This is a genomic window from Lysobacter sp. 5GHs7-4 (assembly GCF_021284765.1).
Taxonomy (GTDB): Bacteria; Pseudomonadota; Gammaproteobacteria; order Xanthomonadales; family Xanthomonadaceae; genus Lysobacter.
Genome location: NZ_CP089924.1, coordinates 1,272,230 through 1,291,561, shown reverse-complemented (window position 1 = coordinate 1,291,561; position 19,332 = coordinate 1,272,230). Strand labels below are relative to the sequence as shown.

Genomic DNA, 19,332 nt, shown 5'->3' with positions numbered 1-19,332 from the left:
CCTCGTGGCGGGCACGGCGCCCGCCACGAGTTAGCTCGCGATCAGCCCTTGCGGAACACCAGGTGCCCGGCTTCGGCCTCGACCTGGATCGTATCGCCGCTGACGAATTCGCCGCCCAGGATCTTCTGCGCCAGCGGATTCTCCAACTGCTGCTGCACCGCGCGCTTGAGCGGGCGCGCGCCGTAGACCGGATCGAAACCGACGTTGCCGATCAGCGCCAACGCGGTGTCCGACAGGGAGAGCTTGAGGCCACGCTCGGCCAGCCGCTTCTCCAGACCGTGCATCTGGATCTTGGCGATCTCGCGGATTTGGGTCTTGTCCAACGGATGGAACACGACGATGTCGTCGAGGCGGTTGATGAACTCCGGGCGGAAGTGCGCTTGCACCACGCCCATCACCGCCGCCTTCATCTGGGTGTAGCTCTCGGCGCTGTCGTCGGCGCTCAGCTCCTGGATCATCTGCGAGCCCAGGTTGCTGGTCATCACGATCACGGTGTTGCGGAAATCCACCGTACGGCCCTGGCCGTCGGTGAGGCGGCCGTCGTCCAGCACCTGCAGCAGGATGTTGAACACGTCCGGATGCGCCTTCTCGACCTCGTCCAGCAGGATCACGCTGTAGGGACGACGGCGCACGGCCTCGGTCAGGTAGCCGCCCTCTTCGTAGCCGACGTAGCCCGGAGGCGCGCCGACCAGGCGGCTGACCGCGTGCTTCTCCATGAACTCGCTCATGTCGATGCGGACCATCGCGTCGCTGGAATCGAACAGGAACTCGGCCAGCGCCTTGCACAGCTCGGTCTTGCCGACGCCGGTCGGGCCCAGGAACAGGAACGAACCGCTGGGACGTTCGGGATCGGACAGGCCCGCGCGCGAGCGGCGCACGGCATCGGACACCACCCGGATCGCCTCGTCCTGGCCGACCACGCGCTGGTGCAGCGCCTGTTCCATCTTGAGCAGCTTCTCGCGCTCGCCTTCCAGCATCTTCGACACCGGGATGCCGGTCCAGCGCGCGACCACCTCGGCGATCTCCTCGGCGGTGACCTTGTCCTGCAACAGCTTGAAGCCCTGGGTCTCGGCCTCCTGCGCGGCCTTGAGCTGCTTCTCCAGCTCCGGCAGCGTGCCGTACTGGATTTCGCTCATGCGCGCGTAGTCCTGCTGACGCTGCGCGGCCTCCAGGTCGAGCTTGGCCTGCTCGATCTGTTCCTTGATCTTGGTCGCGCCCTGCAGGGTCGCCTTCTCGGCCTTCCAGACTTCCTCGAGGTCGTTGAAGTCGCGCTCCAGCGTGGCGATCTCGGCTTCGAGATCGGCCAGGCGCTGCTTGGACTCGGCGTCCTTCTCCTTCTTCAGCGCCTCGCGCTGGATCTTGAGCTGGATCAGGCGGCGTTCCTTGCGGTCGAGCTCCTCGGGCTTGGAGTCGATCTCCATGCGGATGCGCGAGGCGGCCTCGTCCATCAGGTCGATGGCCTTGTCGGGCAGCTGGCGGTCGGCGATGTAGCGGTGCGAGAGGGTGGCCGCGGCGACGATCGCCGGGTCGGTGATCTCGACGCCGTGGTGGACCGCGTAGCGCTCCTTGAGGCCGCGCAGGATGGCGATGGTGTCCTCGACCGAAGGCTCGCCCACGAACACTTTCTGGAAGCGGCGTTCCAGCGCGGCGTCCTTCTCGACGTACTTGCGGTACTCGTCCAGCGTGGTCGCGCCGATGCAGTGCAGCTCGCCGCGCGCGAGCGCGGGCTTGAGCATGTTGCCGGCGTCCATGGCGCCTTCGGCCTTGCCGGCGCCGACCATGGTGTGCAGCTCATCGATGAACAGGATCACCTGGCCCTCGTTCTTGGCCAGGTCGTTGAGCACCGCCTTCAGGCGCTCCTCGAACTCGCCGCGGAACTTGGCGCCGGCGATCAGCGCGCCCATGTCCAGCGACAGCACGCGCTTGCCGCGCAGGCCCTCGGGCACTTCGTTGTTGACGATGCGCTGGGCCAGGCCTTCGACGATGGCGGTCTTGCCGACGCCGGGTTCGCCGATCAGCACCGGATTGTTCTTGGTCCGGCGCTGCAGCACCTGTACGGTGCGGCGGATTTCCTCGTCGCGGCCGACCACCGGATCGAGCTTGCCCGACTCGGCACGCGCGGTCAGGTCGATGCAGTACTTCTCCAGCGCCTGGCGCTGTTCTTCCGCGTTTTCCGATTGCACGCTCTCGCCTCCGCGCAGTTTGTCGATCGCCGGTTCCAGCTTGGCTTTGTTCGCGCCGGCGGCCTTGAGCGCGCGGCCGGTTTCGCCGCCGTCGTCCAGCGCGGCCAGCAGGAACAGCTCACTGGCGATGAAGGCATCGCCGCGCTGTTGCGCGAGCTTGTCGGTGACATTGAGCAACCGCGCCAGGTCGTTGCCCAGCGAGACGTTGCCGGCCTGGCCGCTGACCTTGGGCAGTTTTTCCAGCGCCTCGCCCAGGCGTTCGCGCAGCAGCGGCACGTTGACGCCGGCCTGCGCCAGCAGGGGCCGCGTGCTGCCGCCGCTCTGATCCAGCAGGGCGCTGAGCAGGTGCACGGGTTCGATCACGCTGTGGTCGCGACCGACCGCCAGCGATTGTGCGTCCGCCAGCGCCTGCTGGAAACGCGAGGTGAGCTTGTCCATCCGCATGGAGGGTTCTCCGAAAGGTGTGGCGGCCCGGCGCGAGTGTCGCGCTAAGGCCGCGAATGACCTGTTAATGCGGGCTGGGGCGGGTGTTTCAAGAGTTGGCGAGACGCGGTGGGCGGCGGTCTTCAGGCTGTGGACGGCCGGCGGCGAAACGTCGCCACTTTGAAAAGTCGCCCCCGTTGGAAAAGGGGGCCGGCGCCGAGGATGGGCGATGCAGGTGGGTGTAGCTGCGCGGGGGATTCGCTGTTTGCGTGGGCAGAAGCAAATCCCCCCTGGCCCCCTTTTCAAAGGAGGGAATAGAAGCATCGCCCCCTTCGAAAAAGGGGGCCGGCGCCGAGGATGGGCGATGCAGGTGGGTGTAGCTGCGCGGGGGATTTGCTGTTGCGCGGGCAGAAGCAAATCCCCCCCAGCCCCCCTTTTTCAAAGGGGGGAACAGATCAACAAAGGGGGAGCGGATCAACGGCCGGCAGATCAAACCCGGCTGGTCGGCTGCAGAATTTCGACCCAATAGCCATCCGGATCCTTGATGAAGGCGATGTCCTTCATGCGGCCGTCGCTGAGGCGCTTCTGGAACGCCACGCCCAGTCGTTCGAAACGCGCACACGCGGCCTCGACGTCGGGCACCGACACGCAGATGTGGCCGAAGCCGCGCGGCTCGCTGTTGCCGTGGTGATAGGCGAACGCGGCGTCGTGCTCGGTGCCGTGGTTGTGGGTGAGTTCCAGCACGCCGCGCTGGCTCAGCAACCACTCGCCGCGCGCGGGCTCCTCGGCCGGGATCTGCGCCGGGTCGGACACCAGCACCAGGAAGTACAGGCTGAACTGCGCCTCGGCGAAATCGCGCTTGCGCACCAGGGTGTAGCCGAGCACGCGGGTGTAGAAATCCAGCGACTTGGCCGGATCCTTGACGCGCAACATGGTGTGGTTGAACACATAGTCGCGGGTGGCGGCATCGGGCCGGGCGGTCACGCCGGGCACGGCGTCGAGTTCGGTCTGCAGGGACATGGCGGGGCGGGATTCGAAAGGGGTGAAGTCAATATGAGGACGCGCGGCGCCGCGCTCAAGCCGCGGTGTCGTCCGTCCGCGGCGGACGCTGCAGCGACAGCAGCGCCATCAGCGCGGCCAGGGCCAGATACGCGCCGATGAACTGCCAGGCGATCACGCGCGGCAGGCCTTCCAGCGCCCACGGCAGGTAGATGCCGCCGCGCGGATCGACCGAATGGATGATGCCGAACAGCGACAGCGCCGCGCCCGCCAGCAGGAAGGCCGAGGCGCGCAGCAGCCGCCCGTCGACCATCGCCGCCACCGCCGAGGTCCAGATCATCGAGGTCATGATGAAGCCGTTGCCCAGGGTCACGATCACCGCCAGTTCCGGCAGGCCGTGGCCGTCCAGCGCGCTCATCAGCTGGGCGTGGTGCTCCGGCGCGATCCAGCCCGGATTGCCGGTCTTGATCGCCAGCATGTAAGCCACCGACGGCAGGAAGCCGAACACCATCGCGGTGGCGTGCTTGGACGGCGTGGCCTGGAAGGCCTGGGTGGTGATGTCCAGCGCGACATAGACGATGATCGGCGCCAGCACCGCCAGCGGCAGCCATTGCACCAGTCCCGAGACGATGCCGAGCATGCCGCCCAGGCCGACGAACAAACCGGTCAGCAGGGTATAGCCGCTGCGCGCGCCCATGTGCTTGTAGGCGGGCTGGCCGATGTAGGGCGTGGTCTGGGCGACGCCGCCGCAGAAGCCCGCGACCAGGGTCGAGAACGCTTCCGCCAACAGGATGTCGCGGGTGCGGTAGTCGTCGCCGGCGGCGCGCGCGCTCTCGCTGACGTTGATGCCGCCGACCACCATCAGCAAGCCGAACGGCAGCAGCAGCGGCAGGTAGGGCACGGTCGCCGGCAGGCCTTCGATGAAACCCAGGCTGGGCCACGGCAGCACCAGCGTAGGCGGCACCGCCTGCGGCCAATGGAAGCCCGGCGCGCCCAGGCCGAGCGCGCCCAGGCCGTAATAGAGGACGGTGCCGAACACGAAGGCCACGAACACGCCCGGCAGCTTCACCGGCAGGCGGCCCTTGGCGATCAGCACGTACAGCAGCAGGCCCAGCGTGACGAAACCGACCACCGGCGAGCGCAGGGTTTCGATCAGCGGCAGGAAGCCCATCAGCACCAGCGCCACGCCGGCGATCGAGCCGAGCAGGCCCGCGCGCGGGATCAGGCGCGTGACCGCGTCGCCGGCGAACGACAGCACGAACTTGAGCACGCCCATCACCACCAGCGAGGCCATGCCCAGCTGCCAGGTCGCGATGGCGGCGGCCTGCGGGTCCAGGCCCGACTGTTTGTAGGCGACGAAAGCCGGGCCCAACACCAGCAGGGCCATGCCGATGCTGGTCGGCGCGTCCAGGCCCAGCGGCATCGCGGTGACGTCGTTGCGTCCGCTTCTGGCCGCCAGGCGGCGCGCCATCGCGGTGTAGATCAAGTTGCCGACCAGCACGCCGAAGGCGGTACCGGGGAACATGCGCGTGTACACCACCTCGGCCGGGAAGCCGAAGATGCCGATCAGCGCCGCGGCGATGAACCCCAGGATGGACAGGTTGTCCACGACCAGGCCGAAGAAGCCGTTGAGATCGCCGGCGACGAACCAGCGGCGTGGGGAGGAAGCGGTCATCGGCGGATCCTGGGCGGGCGCGGTGAAGGGGTGCGACGTGGATGCAGCGATTGTGCGGGCAGCGGCGGCCGCGCGAACAGCGCCAGGGCTAGAACGAAACGTCCGCCCGCTGCCGCGACCACAGCACCGACTGGTGACCGCTCATGCGTTTCCAGGCGACGCGGATGGCCTCGATGTCGGCCACGCGCGCGGGCGTGTCCTCGTGCAGCACCACCAGCACCTTGGCGCGCTGGCGTTCGGGCGCGGCGGCACCGCGGAACAGCCACTGGCCGTAGCCTTCGAACACGGTCAGGCCGTCGGGAAAACGCGGCGTGACTTCGCGGTCGAGGAAGGCGCGCCACTGCGCCTCGTCGATCTGCGTCCCAGCCTGGCCCTCGGTGCCGACGCTGAAGTACAGCTCGCTGCGGATCCAGGCCTGCGCGGCTGCGGGACGCGCGGCATCGCCGTGCAGGGCCGGATCGACGGCGGCCGGCGCGGTGACGCAAGCGCTCAGCAGCAAGCACAGCGACAGCAGCAGGGCGCGATGCGGCATGGACGGGCTCCGTCGGTGATCGATGCCATGGTTGCCGCGGATGCGGGGCGGCGCAAGCTTGGACGGATGCCCGCTCCGCCCCACAGCCCGCGGACCCGCAAGCGCCCACACACAAACCCATCCCAATCAATCCAAAAACCGCGCCCGCTGCTCCGGCGTCGGCAACAGACACCGCTCGTACCGCCCGAACCAGCGATAGCGGTTGCGCGCGACCCACCGGTACAGCGGATCGCGCAGCGCACGCGGCAGCCAGCGCAGCACCGCTGCCAGGCGCCATACGCCGCCCAGGCCGGACAACACGCGCGCGATCGCGTCGGTATCGGTCCAGGCACGGCCGTTCTCGATCAGCAGGAACGACATCGGATCGTCGGGGTCCAGGCCGTTCGCCGACAACAAGGCGCGGCCGCGTTCGCCCTGCATCGCCGCGTAGCGGTAGCGCTGTTGCCGGTCGTGACGCAGCAGGAAGCGCACCCAGCCGTTGCACAGCGCGCAGACGCCGTCGAACACGATGATCGCGTCCCCGTCGGCCGCCGTGTGCGCTTCAGCCGACATCGAGCCAGCCCCAGTACTGCACCAACAGGCCGGCCAGCGGCAGCTCCGCGCGCACGTCGAAGCGGTAGCGGCCCTCGCTCTCCGACTCCATGGCGGTTACACCGTCGAACCAGCGTTGGGGCAGCGCGATGCCCAAGGCATGCACGCCATGCACCCGCCACAGCACCGCGCTCTCGTCCGCCTCCAGCACGAACGCGAACCGCAGCAGGCCCAGCCGTTCGCACAGCAATCCCTGCTGCGCCCACAGCCGCGACGGCATGGCGTGACCGTCGAAGCGGCGGACCCAGCGCTCGCCATGCGCGTCGGCGTCGATCTCGACCTCGATGGCGCCCTGCGTCTGCGGCGGCAGCCGCGCGGCCCAGGCGCACAGGCGCGACAGCCAGGAACGGCCGCGCACGACGCTGGCTTCGCCGCGATAGCGCTGCAGGCCGGCGCGGTCGTGCATGCGGCGCACGCTGGCCGGCAGGCGGTCGCAGCGCTCGCCCAGCAAGGTGCGGTACAGCGTAGGCGCGGCGCCCACAGCGCTCATCGCGACGATGCGCCGGGCTCGCGCGCGCAACGCGCGACGCAGTGGCGAAGGCCCCGTGCGCAGCGCATGCCGCTAATCCAGCCCGCTCAAGGCGGCCGGCACGACGTACTCGCGGCCGTCGTAGCGCAGGCGTTCGCGGGTTTTGCGCGGCGGGCTTTCGGAGCTGTCGCACTGGCGGTCGTCGCCGAACGCGTTGCGGCTGGCCGTGGTGGTGCTGGCCACCGACAGGCCGGCATAGCCGTTGTCGCGCTTGGCGTCGATCGCGACGGTGCGTTGCACAGCCTCGAATTCGCCCGCGCATTCGGTGTCCCACTCGCCGCGCTCCAGCGCGACCTGCAACCGGCGCAGCACCGGGCGCAGTTGGGCGCCATCGGGCACGAACAGGCTCAGTGAGGTGCTGCTGTAGGGATTGGCACGCGAGGAGCCGCTGTAGTTCACACGCAGGCCGAACGCCGTGGTGCGCTCGTCCAGGCGGTAGCGCGCGGTGTCCAGGACCAGCCCGCTGACCCGGATCGCGTCGGAATCCAGCGCATGGGCCTCGCGGTAGCGCTGCAGGATGCGGTCGCTGGCGCTATCGGCGATCAGCAGTTCCAGATCGGCCGGCTCGACGTCGCCGCCGCTGGCGGCCTCGTATTGCAGCTTGAACGCCAGCAGGGTCTTGTCCGGCGACGCCGGCCAAACCTTGCACACCACCTCGCCCAAATTGATCCAGCGCGCGCCGGGCAGGCGCAGCAGTTCGCCGTCGTCGCCGGTCTCGCTTTCGGCTTGCGGATAGGCGGCCTTGAGCAGGTCGTACACGCGCGATCGGCAGTCGGCGGCGAAGGCCGGCAGCGCGCAGGCGGCGAGCGCCAGCGTCAGGCAGGCACGCAGCACGGCAGGTGTCGAAACGCGCATCAGGCCATCCAGATCAGGGTCGCCATGCGCCCGCCGCGCTGGTCGCGGCGATGCGAATAGAAACGTTGCGGGTCGGAAATCGTGCACAGCCCGCCGCCATGCACCTGCGCGGGCGCGATCCCGGCCGCGGCCAGGCGCCGGCGCGCCAGCGCGTACAGATCGACGCGCCAATGCTGGGGCCGGGTGGCGACGAAGGCGGTGGCGGCGTGCGGGTCGTGGTCGACGAAGGCCGCGTGCACCTCGGCGCCGACTTCGTAGGCCTGCGGTCCCGCCGCCGGTCCCAGCCAGGCGCGCAGCCGCGCCGGCGGGGTGCGCATGGCCGCGACCGTGGCCTCGAGCACGCCGGCGGCCAGGCCGCGCCAACCCGCATGCGCGGCGCCGATCTCGCTGCCGTCGTCAGCCGCGAACAGCACCGGCAGGCAGTCGGCAGTGAGAATCGCCAGCACCGTGCCGGGCGTGGCGCTGACCGAGGCGTCGGCTTCGGGTTCCTGGTCGGGCGGCACGGGATCGGACGGCGGCGCGCCGTCGAAGCGCCGCACCGCGACGCCGTGCACCTGGCGCAGCCAACGCGGCGGCGACGGCAGTCCCGCGCGTTCGATCAGGGCCGCGCGGTTGTGCGCGACCGCGTCGGCGCCGTCGCCGGCGCGGTAGCCCAGGTTGAAGCGGTCGAACGGCGGCGCCGACACGCCCGGCCCCTGGCGCAGGGTGGTGAAACCGCGCACGCCGGCGGGCGCGGGCCAGTCGGCGTGCAGCCAGGCATCGTCGTCGCGCATGCGCTCAGCGCGCCTTGTCGGCGGCGGCGACGGTGTCGTCGTGCAGGGTCTGGATCAGCGCGCGCATGTCGGCCGGCACCGGCGCGCTGCAGCGCACCGGCTCGCCGCTGACCGGATGGGCGAACTCCAGCGTCTCGGCGTGCAGGGCCTGGCGGCGGAAACCGCGCAGCGCATCGACCAGTTCAGTGGTCGCGCCGCGCGGCAGCTTGAGCGGGCCGCCGTACAGCGGATCGCCGACGATCGGGTGCTTGAGGTGGGCCATGTGGACGCGGATCTGATGGGTGCGTCCGGTCTCGAGCCGGCACTCCAGCAAGGTGTGGGCGCGGAAGCGCTCGCGCAGACGGTAATGGGTGACCGCGTCGCGGCCGTCCTCGCGCACCGCCATGCGGATGCGGTCGCGCGGATGGCGGTCGATCGGCAGATTGGCGGTGCCGCCGGAGACCAGCGCGCCCACCACCACGGCCAGGTACTGGCGGTGCACTTCGCGCGAGGACAACTGCTCGACCAGCGCGGTGTGCGCCGGCAGGGTGCGCGCGACCACCATCACCCCCGAGGTGTCCTTGTCGAGCCGGTGCACGATGCCCGCGCGCGGCAGCACGTCCAGGCCCGGATCGCGGTGCAGCAGCGCGTTGACCAGGGTGCCGGCCGGATTGCCGGCGCCCGGGTGCACCACCAAGCCGGCCGGCTTGTCGATGACGAACACCTGATCGTCCTCGTACAGCACGTCCAGCGCGATGTCCTCGGGCTCGGAATGGGTCTGGACGTCGAGCACGGCGGTCAGGGTCACGGTCTCGCCGCCGCGCACCGGGTCGCGCGGGCGGACCTCGCGGCCGTCGAGGCGGGCGTCGCCGGACTTGATCCAGGCGGCCAGGCGGGAGCGCGAATAGTCCGGGAACAACTCGGCCAGGACCGCGTCGAAGCGGCGCCCGGCGGCGCTGTCGGGCACGGTGGCCTGGAGGGGGTTTACGGACTCGTTCATCGGATGGGCAGGATTCAGGGGCTGGGCGCGGGGACTGCTATTATCGGCGCTTCGTGCCTCCGGCGCCCGCGAACCTTGCCATGACCCTTCGTTTCGCCCGTTCACACCGTCTCGTCCGCCTGCTGTCCCTGCTGCTGATCGTGGTACTCGCCGGCACCGGCTGCGGCCGGCTGGGCAAGATGTTCAAGGACAAGGACGCGGACGAGGGCCAGCCGGTGGAGGCGCTGTACGACAAGGCCCACACCTCGATGACCAACGGCAACTGGGCGGCCGCCGAGACCACCTTCAAGCGCCTGGTCGCGCAGTACCCCTACGGTCCGTACACCGAGCAGGCCCTGGTCGAGACCGCCTACGCCCAGTTCAAGTCCGGCAAGCACGACGACGCGGTCAGCAGCATCGACCGCTTCATCCGTACCTACCCGACCCACCGCTACGCCTCGTACATGTACTACCTGCGTGGCCTGGTGAACTCCAGCCGCGACACGGTGTTCCTGCAGCGCGTGTGGCGCCTGGACTCCAGCCGCCGCGACCTGGCCACGCCGATGCAGGCCTACAACGACTTCGCGATCGTCGCCGACCGTTACCCGAACAGCCGCTACGCCGCCGACGCGCGCCAGCGCATGATGGCGCTGCGCGACACGTTCTCGCGCCACGAGCTCGACGTCGCCCTGTACTACCTGCGCCGCACCGCCTACGTGGCCGCGGCCGAGCGCGCCAAGTACCTGCTGGAGACCTACCCGCAGAGCAAGTACCAGAACGACGCGGTCGCGACCCTGGCCGTGGCCTACACCGGCCTGGGCAACGACACCCTGGCCGCCGACGCCAAGCGCGTGCTGCAGCAGAACGATCCCACGCATCCCTACCTGCAGGGCGGCGACTGGCCGGACTATCCGGGCAACTGGCGCAAGCTCAACCCGTTCGCGGGCGAGAAGTCGGCGCTGGACAACCAGGACCGCGACACCAAGTAAGCCTGCGTCCGCGCAGCGCCGCTCCAGACGCCGCCTTCGGGCGGCGTCTGCGTTTGTGGGGTTCGAGTACGCGACGCGTGACGATGCGAGCTCGGACGCCGGTCGTGCGAGCCGGTCGAACCATAGAGCAGGAACCCCGCGGCCCCAGGGAATTCCGGCGGCTGGCGCAGCATGCCGCTGAAGCCACTGGATCCCCGCCTACGCGGGGATGACGAATCGGGACACCGCCGATCGCCGCTTTCTTATCCGAACCGCATCGCGGCCGCGGCTTACATCCGCTGCACGCCCAGCACCACGTTGAGGCGGCGGACCTTGCGCATCACGTCGGCGAGGTGGCGGCGGTCGCCGACCTCGATGGAGAAGCGCATCACCGCGATGTTGGAGTCGCGTTCCAGGTACTCGACGCGGTCGATGTTGGACTCGGCCTCGGCGATGGCCGCGGCGACCTGGGCCAGCGCGCCGGGGCGGTTGTCCACTTCGATGCGCAGGGCGGCGCTGAAGTCGCCGCTGACCTGGCGGTCCCAGCCGATCGGCACCCAGCGGTCGGGCGACTTGCGGTAGTCGGCGACGTTGGGGCAGTCCATGCGGTGCACCACGATGCCCTTGCCGGCGGTGTGGTAGCCCATGATCTCGTCGCCGGGCAACGGCAGGCAGCAGTTGGCGAAACTGATCACGCCGCGCTCGGCGCCGGTGATCAGGATCTTGTCCTCGGTCAGGCGCGGGCGGTCGATCGCGCGGCCGCGCGGCTTGCCCGGGGTTTCGCGCGCCAGCGCCAGCGCGACCTGGTTGGGCATGCGGTTGCCCAGCGCGATGTCGGCCAACAGGGCCTCCAGGCGCGGATAGCGGCTGTCGCTGAGATAGGTTTCCAGGCGCAGCGCGGGCACGCGGTCCAGCGAGGTTTCCAGGGCCTCCAGCGCGCGATCGAGCATGCGATGGCCCAGTTGCACCGCGTCCTCGTGCTCGAGCTGCTTGAGCTGCTGGCGGATCGAGGTGCGGGCCTTGCCCGAGACCACGAACTCCAGCCATTGCGGCTTCGGCGTCGAGGACTTGGCGGTGATGATCTCCACGCGCTGGCCGCTGGCCAGCTTGGTGCGCAGCGGCACCAGCTTGCTGTCGACGCGCGCGGCCACCGCACGGTTGCCGACGTCGGTGTGCACGGCGTAGGCGAAATCCAGCGCGGTGGAATTGCGCGGCAGCGAGAGGATGTCGCCCTTGGGTGTGAACAGGTAGACCTCGTCCGGGAACAGGTCGACCTTGACGTTTTCCAGGAACTCCAGCGACGAACCGGTCGAGCGCTGCGATTCCACCAGGCTGGCGATCCAGCTGTGGGCGCGGCTCTGCGCGCTGTTCGGGCCTTCGCCGCCGTGCTTGTACGACCAGTGCGCGGCGATGCCGCGCTCGGCGATCAGGTCCATTTCCTCGGTGCGGATCTGCACTTCCACCGGCGAGCCGTAGGGGCCGAACAGCACCGTGTGCAACGACTGGTAACCGTTGGCCTTGGGGATGGCGATGAAATCGCGGAAGCGCGAGTCCAGCGGCTTGTAGGCCGCATGCACCACGCCCAGGGCGTGGTAGCAGTCGGGCACCGAACGCACCACCACGCGGAAGCCGAACACGTCCATGACCTGGGTGAAGCTCTTATGCTCGGCGCGCATCTTGGTGTAGATGCTCCAAGGCGACTTCACCCGGCTGATCAGGCGGTGCAGCAGCTTTTCCTTGGTCAGGCGCTGGGCCAGCTGGGCCTCGATCTGCACCAGCGACTCGCGCCGCACCACCGGCTGGGTGCGGATGCGCTTTTCGATCACCGCATGGCGCCAGGGGTGCAGGGCGCGGAAGCCCAGGTCCTGCAGCTCGGCCTTGATCAGGTTCATGCCCAGGCGCTGCGCGATCGGCGCGTAGATCTCCAGCGTCTCCAGCGCGATGCGCTCGCGCGCCTCGGCGCTCTGCGCGCCCAGGGTGCGCATGTTGTGCAGGCGGTCGGCGAGCTTGATCAGGATCACGCGCAGGTCGCGCGCCATCGCCAGCAGCATCTTGCGGAAGCTTTCGGCCGCCGCTTCCTGGCGATCGCGGAACTGCAGCTTGTCCAGCTTGGTGACGCCGTCGACCAGCTCGGCCACGGTCTCGCCGAACTCGGTCGCCAGGCCCTCGCGGGTCAGCGGCGTGTCCTCGATGGTGTCGTGCAGGATCGCCGCGATCAGCGTCTCCACGTCCAGGCCCTGGTCGGCCAGCACCTTGGCCACCGCGACCGGATGGGTGATGTAGGGCTCGCCGGATTTTCGGGTCTGGCCGGCGTGAGCGGCCGCGCCGATCGCCCAGGCGCGACGCAGCAGCGCGCGCTGCGCCTCGGGCAGGTAAGCGGCCGATTGCTCGAACTCGCGCACATAGTCCGGCAGGTCCGCCTCGTCGTGGACGGATACCGGATAGGACTGAAGCGCGGGCTCGGCGGGGGTCATAAAGGGGAATCTACGCGGGCGGCGGCGCGGCTTGCAACGCGGGGGCGCGGGTTTCCGCGGCCGGAAACATGAATATGGTGACGATTATCGGAATCCGTATGCGCCCGGCGGGCATCCGACAGCGGCAGGCAGGCGATTGCGAGCACGATTTTCTGCGGCCGTGAAGGATTTCACCTGCTTTCTGTAGGAGCGGCGTGAGCCGCGACCGAACCCCGAGCTGGGACCGCGCAATCGCGGCTCACGCCGCTCCCACAGAATGCTGAAGCCGATGGAGGTCGCGGCAATGCGCGGCTCCCTCCCCCGCATACGAAAACGGCCCCGCCGAGGCGGAGCCGTTCGGTGTCGCGGCGCGGCCCGCAGGCCGCGGCCGGGATCAGTCGTCGCCCTTGGACAGGTCGTCGTCGGCGACCACTTCGGCGGCGGCCCATTCCAGCGCCTCGCGCTCCTTGCGCTCGCGCTCGGACTTCTCGACCGCGTCGATGTATTCGGGGTTGATCTGGCGCGCGGCGATTTCGCGCAGCGCCAACACGGTCGGCTTGTCGTTGGCTTCGCTGTTGTCCAGCTGGGGCTCGACGCCGTTGGCCAGCTGACGGGCGCGCTTGGCGGCCAGCATGACGAGTTCGAAGCGGTTATCGACCACTTCCAGGCAATCTTCGACGGTGATGCGGGCCATGGGGCTCCTGGCGGCCGGTGCGGCCGTCTTTACAGCGGATGGGGGCCGGGAAGTTTAGCGGGGGCCGCGGAGCAGAGCAAGTTTCCGGAGCGTTCCGCCTTGAAAATCAAGCAGATAGGCGGGTTGACCGCACCAGATCAGGGCCTGCAAAGGCGTACGCAGCCTTATGGAGGGGCGTACGGGCCCCGGAGCACCGTCGTAGCCCAGTGGCGCATCGCGGCTTAGGCCGCTCCTACCCCAAGGCTGCGGGCGCCGCTTCAGCCCTCGTCGGCCAGCAGCGCGGTGATCAGGCGCGAGTGGCGCGCGACCTGCGGGTCGCGGCGCAGGCGGCTGGCGACGAAGATCGCGCACATCTCGTCGACAGCGGTGTCGAAGTGCTCGTTGACGATCACGTAGTCGAACTCGCCGTAATGCGACATCTCCTCGCGCGCAGCCGCGAGCCGCTGCTGGATCACTTCCTCGCTGTCCTGGCCGCGGGTGCGCATGCGCGATTCCAGCGCCTGCCGCGACGGCGGCAGGATGAACACGCTGACCGCGCCGGGCACCTTGTTGCGCACCTGGCGCGCGCCCTGCCAGTCGATCTCCAGCAGCACGTCGCGGCCGCTGGCCAGCTGCGGTTCCACCGATTGGCGCGCGGTGCCCTTCCAGTCGCCGTGCACGCGCGCGTGCTCGAAGAAATCGCCGGCCTCGACCATGCCCTCGAATTCCTGGGCGCTGACGAAGTGGTAGTGCTCGGCATGGCGCTCGCCCGGGCGCGGCTGGCGCGAGGTGAACGAGATCGACAGGCTGATGTTGGGATCGCGGGCCAGCACCGCGTTGACGATGCTGGATTTTCCGGCGCCCGACGGGGCTGCGACGATGTAGAGGGTTCCGCGCATGAATCGATCGGGTCCGTGGATGGTGGCGCTAGGAGTGAAAAGAGAGAGGTGAGGAGCGAGCGCTTGCTCGCCTCTCGCTGCTCCAGGCTCACTACTCGATATTCTGGATTTGCTCGCGGACCTGATCGATCAGCACCTTCAGCTCCACCGCCGCCGCCGAACTGCGCGCGTCCACGGACTTGGAACCCAGGGTGTTGGCCTCGCGGTTGAACTCCTGCAGCAGGAAATCCAGGCGGCGGCCGACCGCTTCGCGCAGCTTGAGCACGCGCCGCGCCTCGCCGACGTGGGCGTCGAGGCGGTCCAGCTCCTCGTCCACGTCCAGCTTCTGCAGCCACAGCACCAGTTCCTGCTCGACGCGGCCGGGATCGAAGCCGCCGACGCCGCTGGACTGCGCCAGGTCGGCCAGGCGGTTTTCCAGCTTGGTGCGCTGGCCGCTGCGAATGCCCGGCATCATGCCGCGCACGTCCGCGGCGATCGCGGCGATGCCGTCGACGCGTTCGGAGATCACCGCCGCCAGTTTGGCGCCCTCGCGCTCGCGCGCGGCCAGGAATTCGTCGAGCACGCCGTCCAGCAGCTCCAGCGCCGCGGCCTGCAGCGCGGCCGGGTCGGATGTCTGGGCCTGCAGCACGCCCGGGAATTGCAGCAGATCGGTCAGTTCGGTGCGCAGGCCCGGGAAACGCGTCTGCAGATCGGAGGCCAGATCGCCCAATTCGCGCAGGCGGGCCGGATTGAGCTGCAGCGCGGCGGCGCCCTCGGGCGCGCGCAGGCGCAGCACGAAATCGAGCTTGCCGCGGCTCACGCGTGCGGCGATGCGCTCGCGCAGCGCCGGTTCCAGCGCGCGCAGCTCATCGGGCAGGCGCACGCCCAGCTCCAGGAAGCGGTGGTTGACCGAGCGCAGCTCGCAGCCGAGCGTGCCCCATTCGGTGACGCGTTCGCCGCTGGCGAAGGCGGTCATGCTGCGGATCATGCGGTGGTCCAAGGCCTACAGGGAGCGAATGGTAAACTCGCCGGCCACCAAAACGGTAACCCATGGCCATGACCGGCACTTCCGCCGCCCCCACCGACGCTTTCGCGCGTCCCAGCGGGCGCACGCCCGGGCAGATGCGCGAAGTCCGCATCGAACGCGCTTACACCGCCCACGCCGAGGGCTCGGTGCTGGTCAGCTTCGGCCAGACCCGGGTGCTGTGCACCGCCAGCGTCGAAAACAAGGTGCCGCCGTTCCTGCGCGGCAAGGGCGAGGGCTGGGTCACCGCCGAGTACGGCATGCTGCCGCGCGCCACCCACACCCGCAGCGACCGCGAGGCCGCGCGCGGCAAGCAGGGCGGCCGCACCCTGGAAATCCAGCGCCTGATCGGCCGCGCCCTGCGCGCCTGCATCGACCGCAAGGCCCTGGGCGAGCGCACCATCACCCTGGACTGCGACGTGCTGCAGGCCGACGGCGGCACCCGCACCGCCGCGATCACCGGCGCCTACGTGGCCCTGGTCGATGCGGTGCGCTGGCTGCAGGCGCGGCGCGAGATCAACAAGGATCCGATCTTCGGCGCGGTCGCCGCGGTCTCGGTCGGCGTCTACCGCGGCGTGCCGGTGCTGGACCTGGACTACGCCGAGGACAGCGACTGCGACACCGACATGAACGTGGTCATGAACGACGGCGGCGGTTTCATCGAGCTGCAGGGCACGGCCGAGGGCCACGCCTTCCGCCGCGAGGAACTCGACGGCCTGCTGGCCCTGGCCGAAGCCGGCATCGCCGAGCTGGTGGCCGCGCAGCGCGACGCGCTGGCGCGATGAGCGAGGCGGCGATGCGGCGCTCGCTGGGCAGCCTGACCCTGGTGGTGCGCGACTACGACGAGGCGATCGCCTACTACACCGGCGCGCTCGGCTTCGTCCTGCTCGAAGACCTCGACCAGGGCGGCGGCAAGCGCTGGGTGCGCGTGTCGCCGTCGCCGGGCAACGAGACCGCGCTGCTGCTGGCGCAAGCGGTAGGCGACGAGCAGCAGGCCGCGATCGGCCGCCAGACCGGCGGCCGGGTCGGGTTCTTCCTGCACACCGACGATTTCGCCCGCGACCATGCCGCGATGTCGGCGCGCGGGGTGCGCTTCATGGAAGCGCCGCGCCACGAGCCCTACGGCACGGTGGCGGTGTTCGAGGATCTGTACGGCAACCGCTGGGATCTGCTGGAGCTGAAGCGATGAAACTGGTGCTGGCGAGCAGCAATCAGGGCAAGCTGGTCGAACTGCGCGAACTGCTGGCCGACACCGGTATCGAGCTGGTCGCGCAGAGCGATCTGGGTGTGGACGACGCCGAGGAAACCGCCAGCACCTTCGTCGAGAACGCCCTGCTCAAAGCCCGCCACGCCAGCGCCGTCACCGGCCTGCCGGCGCTGGCCGACGATTCGGGCATCTGCGTGGACGCGCTGGGCGGCGCGCCGGGCCTGTATTCGGCGCGCTATTCGGGCGTGCACGGCGATGCCCAGGCCAACATCGACAAGCTGCTGCTGGCGATGCAGGACGTGCCCGACGGCCGCCGCGCCGCGCACTTCTACGCGGTGATCGTGCTGCTGCGCCATCCCACCGATCCGCAGCCGATCATCGCCGAGGGCGTATGGCCGGGCCGGATCATCCGCGAACGCCGCGGCAGCAACGGCTTCGGCTACAACCCGGTCTTCCTGGATCCCGATTACGGCCTGACCGCGGCCGAGATGGACACCGACCTCAAGAACCGCCTCAGCCACCGCGGCCGCGCGCTGGCGGCGCTGCGCGAAAAGCTGCTCGAGGCGGTACGCGCGGGCGCCTGAGGCCGCGCCAACGCACGCCGCATCACCGGCCGCGGCCGCGGGCGCGGGCGCGCGTATCCTGTGGACGCCGCAGCGCCTCGCGCGGCCACCCGTCCCCCACACCCGAAGCGATCCGCATGCCGCACCCCTTCCCCCTCCGTCGCGCCGCGCTGGCCTTGACCGGCGCGCTGGCCCTGGCCGGCTGCAGCAGCTTCGACGGCCTGTCGTCGCCGCTGACCTGCAGCCGCAACGAAATCCGCGAACTGGGCGACGCCACGCCGGCGCAGCGCCGTTACGCGTTCCCGTTCCGCATCGAGTACGAGCAGGACGGCCGCCGCGCCGTGGTCGAGAACAGCCTGATCTGCGCCTACCGCGGCCGCGACTACCTGGGCGATTGCGAAAGCAGCAACCGCTGGAGCGCGTCGCTGGCGCACGGCCGCGGCCTGCAGGTGCCGCTGGGCGCGATGCGTCGCGATCGCCAGGTCGCGTTCGACCCGGGCGATTGCGAACTGCTGGTCAATCACGGCCAGGACCAGCCGGCCTATCTGGTGATCGGCCCCGATGCCGGCGAGGCCGACGATGCGGCCGTGCTGGACCCGCTGTCGATGCGTCGCGACTACGGCATCCGCATCGTCGACTACCGCATCGACCTGAGCGCGCGCCGCCCGCAGGCGGCCCGCTGACGCCATGCTGTCGCTGCCGCCCCTGTCGCTGTACGTGCACCTGCCCTGGTGCGTGCGCAAATGCCCCTACTGCGACTTCAATTCGCACGAGGGCCGCGGCCCGCTGCCGTTCGCGGACTACGTCGACGCCCTGCTGGCCGATCTCGACCACGACCTGCCGCTGGTCTGGGGCCGCACGGTGCAGACGGTGTTCTTCGGCGGCGGCACGCCCAGCCTGTTTCCGCCCGAGGCCATCGACCGGTTCCTGCAGGCGGCCAGTGCGCGTTTGCGCTTCGCGCCGGCCTGCGAGATCACCCTGGAAACCAACCCCGGCACCGCCGAGCACGGCCGCTTCGAGCTGTACCGCCAGGCCGGCGTGAACCGCTTGAGCTTCGGCATCCAGAGCTTCGACGACGGCTGCCTGCGCCGCCTGGGCCGCATCCACGACAGCTTTGATGCCGAAGCGGCGGTGAAGCTGGCCCAGGACGCCGGCTACGACAATCTCAATCTCGACCTGATGTATGCCCTGCCCGAGCAGAGCCTGGCGATGGCCGAACGCGACCTGGAGCGCGCGTTCGCGCTGCAGCCCGCGCACGTCTCGCACTACCAGCTCACCCTGGAACCCAACACCGTGTTCGCCGCGCGCCCGCCGCAGGGCATCCCCGACGACGACGGCGCCTGGGACATGCAGGAGCACTGCCAGGCCCTGCTGGCCGCGCACGGCTATGCCCAGTACGAAGTCAGCGCCTACGCGCGCCCCGGCCGGCGCTGCGCCCATAACGTGAACTACTGGCGCTACGGCGATTACCTGGGCATCGGCGCCGGCGCCCACGGCAAGATCACCCTGGGCGCCGAGCAGGCGGTGCTGCGGCGCTGGAAGATCAAGCACCCCACCCAGTACCTGGCCCGCGCCGGCCAAGCCGAGGCGATCGGCGGCGACGACCGCATCGGGCCCGAGCGGCGCCCGTTCGAGTTCATGCTCAACGCGCTGCGCCTGGTCGACGGCTTCGCCGCCGGCGATTTCGAGGCCCGCACCGGGCTGCCGTTGGACACCATCGCCGCACCCCTGCGGGCCGCCTACGGGCAAGGCTGGCTGGAGCGCGACGGCGAGCGCGTGCGCCCGACCGAGCTCGGCCGGCGCTATACCAACGACGTGGTCGCGCTGTTCCTGGAAGACTGAGCTGGAAAACTGAGCTGGAGCACCGAGCGCGCGCCCCGGCCCGCGTTTCGCGCAGCCGTCCTGCTGTCCCGCAGCATCGCGCCCCACCGCCCGCCAACGCGTGCTGGCCGCGCCGCGCCCCTGGCCGCGTTCGAATCGGTGGTCGCTCCATTCCGGCCGCTTGGCAGCGACAGGGCTGGCGGGTCTCAAGGGGGCGTGATTAGATC

19 protein-coding genes are annotated in these 19,332 nt (G+C 69.8%); 6 read left to right on the top strand and 13 right to left on the bottom strand.

From position 1 onward, the window contains the following. Window positions 1-41: 41 nt before the first annotated feature. From clpB to rluD, 9 genes are all read right to left on the bottom strand, one after another. A complete protein-coding gene (gene clpB, locus LVB77_RS05565) occupies window positions 42-2,627 on the bottom strand; it encodes an ATP-dependent chaperone ClpB (RefSeq protein ID WP_232909204.1) in 2,586 nt (861 codons plus the stop codon). 468 nt (window positions 2,628-3,095) lie between these two features. Beyond that, complete coding sequence (gene gloA / locus LVB77_RS05560) at window positions 3,096-3,626, bottom strand: lactoylglutathione lyase (RefSeq protein WP_232909203.1); 531 nt, start codon at window positions 3,624-3,626, stop codon at window positions 3,096-3,098. 55 nt (window positions 3,627-3,681) lie between these two features. Further along, window positions 3,682-5,280: a hypothetical protein gene (locus tag LVB77_RS05555; protein WP_232909202.1), complete on the bottom strand. Its 1,599-nt coding sequence runs from the start codon at window positions 5,278-5,280 to the stop codon at window positions 3,682-3,684. Window positions 5,281-5,368: 88 nt separating this feature from the next. Then, complete coding sequence (locus tag LVB77_RS05550; protein WP_232909201.1) at window positions 5,369-5,812, bottom strand: DUF3574 domain-containing protein; 444 nt, start codon at window positions 5,810-5,812, stop codon at window positions 5,369-5,371. 126 nt (window positions 5,813-5,938) lie between these two features. Beyond that, window positions 5,939-6,364, bottom strand: coding sequence for a thiol-disulfide oxidoreductase DCC family protein (locus LVB77_RS05545; protein WP_232909200.1), 426 nt, complete (start codon window positions 6,362-6,364; stop codon window positions 5,939-5,941). Beyond that, window positions 6,354-6,893, bottom strand: coding sequence for a DUF4166 domain-containing protein (locus LVB77_RS05540; RefSeq protein WP_232909199.1), 540 nt, complete (start codon window positions 6,891-6,893; stop codon window positions 6,354-6,356). The genes LVB77_RS05545 and LVB77_RS05540 overlap by 11 nt, the downstream gene beginning before the upstream one ends. 72 nt (window positions 6,894-6,965) lie before the next feature. Beyond that, window positions 6,966-7,787, bottom strand: a complete 822-nt coding sequence (locus LVB77_RS05535) for a hypothetical protein (RefSeq protein WP_232909198.1) — start codon at window positions 7,785-7,787, stop codon at window positions 6,966-6,968. After that, window positions 7,787-8,560, bottom strand: coding sequence for a peptidoglycan editing factor PgeF (pgeF, locus tag LVB77_RS05530; RefSeq protein ID WP_232909197.1), 774 nt, complete (start codon window positions 8,558-8,560; stop codon window positions 7,787-7,789). Before pgeF ends, LVB77_RS05535 begins: the two co-directional genes overlap by 1 nt. A gap of 4 nt (window positions 8,561-8,564) precedes the next feature. Beyond that, complete coding sequence (gene rluD, locus LVB77_RS05525; protein ID WP_232909196.1) at window positions 8,565-9,539, bottom strand: 23S rRNA pseudouridine(1911/1915/1917) synthase RluD; 975 nt, start codon at window positions 9,537-9,539, stop codon at window positions 8,565-8,567. An 80-nt stretch (window positions 9,540-9,619) separates the two neighbouring features. Between rluD and LVB77_RS05520 the strand changes: the two genes are divergently transcribed. Then, a complete protein-coding gene (locus LVB77_RS05520) occupies window positions 9,620-10,507 on the top strand; it encodes an outer membrane protein assembly factor BamD (protein ID WP_232909195.1) in 888 nt (295 codons plus the stop codon). A gap of 269 nt (window positions 10,508-10,776) precedes the next feature. Here the strand turns inward: LVB77_RS05520 and LVB77_RS05515 are convergent, their stop codons facing one another. The 4 genes from LVB77_RS05515 to LVB77_RS05500 all read right to left on the bottom strand — a co-directional run bounded on the left by LVB77_RS05515 (window position 10,777) and on the right by LVB77_RS05500 (window position 15,478). Next, a complete protein-coding gene (locus tag LVB77_RS05515) occupies window positions 10,777-12,960 on the bottom strand; it encodes a bifunctional (p)ppGpp synthetase/guanosine-3',5'-bis(diphosphate) 3'-pyrophosphohydrolase (RefSeq protein ID WP_232909194.1) in 2,184 nt (727 codons plus the stop codon). 373 nt (window positions 12,961-13,333) lie between these two features. Then, window positions 13,334-13,633 (bottom strand): DNA-directed RNA polymerase subunit omega, encoded by a 300-nt coding sequence (rpoZ, locus tag LVB77_RS05510; protein WP_055900332.1) that lies wholly within the window; start codon window positions 13,631-13,633, stop codon window positions 13,334-13,336. A 257-nt stretch (window positions 13,634-13,890) separates the two neighbouring features. After that, a complete protein-coding gene (gene gmk, locus LVB77_RS05505; protein WP_232909193.1) occupies window positions 13,891-14,511 on the bottom strand; it encodes a guanylate kinase in 621 nt (206 codons plus the stop codon). Between the two features lie 91 nt (window positions 14,512-14,602). Then, the gene (locus LVB77_RS05500; RefSeq protein ID WP_232909192.1) at window positions 14,603-15,478 is read right to left on the bottom strand and encodes a YicC/YloC family endoribonuclease; all 876 of its coding nucleotides are present in this window, start codon (window positions 15,476-15,478) and stop codon (window positions 14,603-14,605) included. Between the two features lie 68 nt (window positions 15,479-15,546). Here LVB77_RS05500 and rph point away from each other — a divergent pair, with 68 nt between their 5' ends. From rph to hemW, 5 genes are all read left to right on the top strand, one after another. Next, a complete protein-coding gene (gene rph / locus LVB77_RS05495; RefSeq protein ID WP_232909191.1) occupies window positions 15,547-16,299 on the top strand; it encodes a ribonuclease PH in 753 nt (250 codons plus the stop codon). A gap of 11 nt (window positions 16,300-16,310) precedes the next feature. Then, a complete protein-coding gene (locus LVB77_RS05490) occupies window positions 16,311-16,703 on the top strand; it encodes a VOC family protein (RefSeq protein ID WP_232910166.1) in 393 nt (130 codons plus the stop codon). After that, complete coding sequence (rdgB, locus tag LVB77_RS05485) at window positions 16,700-17,305, top strand: RdgB/HAM1 family non-canonical purine NTP pyrophosphatase (protein WP_232909190.1); 606 nt, start codon at window positions 16,700-16,702, stop codon at window positions 17,303-17,305. The genes LVB77_RS05490 and rdgB overlap by 4 nt, the downstream gene beginning before the upstream one ends. 116 nt (window positions 17,306-17,421) lie before the next feature. After that, complete coding sequence (locus LVB77_RS05480; RefSeq protein WP_232909189.1) at window positions 17,422-17,967, top strand: hypothetical protein; 546 nt, start codon at window positions 17,422-17,424, stop codon at window positions 17,965-17,967. A gap of 4 nt (window positions 17,968-17,971) precedes the next feature. Further along, entirely contained in the window at window positions 17,972-19,126 is a 1,155-nt protein-coding gene (gene hemW, locus LVB77_RS05475) for a radical SAM family heme chaperone HemW (RefSeq protein WP_232909188.1), read from the top strand. Window positions 19,127-19,332 lie beyond the last annotated feature (206 nt).